This window comes from Mesorhizobium sp. M2A.F.Ca.ET.042.01.1.1 (genome assembly GCF_003997405.1).
Taxonomy (GTDB): domain Bacteria; phylum Pseudomonadota; class Alphaproteobacteria; order Rhizobiales; family Rhizobiaceae; genus Mesorhizobium.
The window spans coordinates 1-1,329 of the sequence record NZ_RZRX01000552.1 but is presented as its reverse complement, the minus strand read 5'-3'; the positions used below and the strand labels follow the sequence as shown (position 1 = coordinate 1,329).

Below are 1,329 nucleotides of genomic sequence, written 5' to 3'. Positions count from 1 at the left end.
AAGTACGTGTTGGGGTGGACGGCCCCCGACGGCATCACAATGTGCCAGAATGAGGTCGTTGCAGATCTCATCAAGGGAGACCGTCCGTGGATAAACTTATTCGCATTGGCATGGATACGTCAAAGAGCGTTTTCCAGCTACATGGGGTGAATGAAGCCGAACAACCGGTGTTGCGCAAGAAGCTACGGCGCAATCAGGTGCTCACCTTCTTTGCCGGGCTTGCGCCGCTGAAGGTTGGCATGGAGGCCTGTGGCGCGGCGCATTACTGGGCGCGGGAGTTGCGCGCGTTGGGCCATGAGGTGCTGCTGATGCCGGCGCAGCACGTGAAGCCCTATGTCCAGCGCTCCAAATCGGATGCGGCCGATGCCGATGCGACTTGTGAAGCGATGAACCGGCCCCGCATGCGTTTCGTTGCCGTCAAGAGCGCCGATCAGCAGGCAGCGCAGATGCTGGCGAAGCTGCGAGCGCAGTTCATCGACCGGCGCACGCAGCTCTCCAATTCGATCCGCGGCTTTGCGGCGGAGTTCGGTCTGATCGCACCCAAGGGACTTTCCCGGCTTGGTGATCTTTTGGCCGACATTCGCGCCGACGCGACGATCCCGGATATGGCCAGGGACATGTTCGAGACGCTGGCGCGCGATTATGCCCACATCAGTGCCGAGGTTGCCGTGCTCGATGAGAAGCTGCTTGCGTTTCATAGGCAAAACGAAGTCAGCCGGCGGCTGGCCGCCATACCGGCAGTCGGTCCCGTTGGAGCGACGTTGCTGGCCATCAAGGTTACGGATGCGCATGGCTTCAAGTCGGGGCGCGATTTTGCCGCCTGGCTAGGACTGACGCCGAAGAACCATTCGACAGCAGGCAAAAACAGGCTTGGGGTGATCACCCGCGCCGGCGACGAGATGCTGCGAAGCGTGCTGGTGGCGGGCGCCACCGCTCTCATCCAACACATGCGGCGAGGCAGCAAGAGGGTCTGGCCTTGGTTACAGGCTCTGATCGCGCGCAAAGCTCCCAAGCTTGCGGCGGTGGCGCTGGCCAACAAGCTGGCCCGCATCGCCTGGAAGCTGATGGTCAGCGGCGAGCAATACCGCCCCATCGGCGCTACTTATCCAGCGCCTGTGCTGCCGTGAGAGCATTAAGAGTTCGGCGTCGAGCGCACGTTCGACACTGAAGGCCGGAACTTGCAAGTAGAGGAGAAGATGGTGTGACCGGTCGAACCGGGACGAGCGAGACACTCCGAGGTGCTCACCGGCAGTCAATGTCGCGTACGTGTTTGGAACTCGCTATCCGTGAAGCCCATCTAGGCCAGCGCTCACAAATCCGCGCGCAAAA

General features: G+C 61.3%; 1 protein-coding gene. It reads left to right on the top strand.

Translation table 11 applies throughout. The features are described from left to right. Positions 1–86 precede the first annotated feature (86 nt). Positions 87–1,127 (top strand): IS110 family transposase, encoded by a 1,041-nt coding sequence (locus EOA23_RS34745; RefSeq protein WP_127307321.1) that lies wholly within the window; start codon positions 87–89, stop codon positions 1,125–1,127. Positions 1,128–1,329 lie beyond the last annotated feature (202 nt).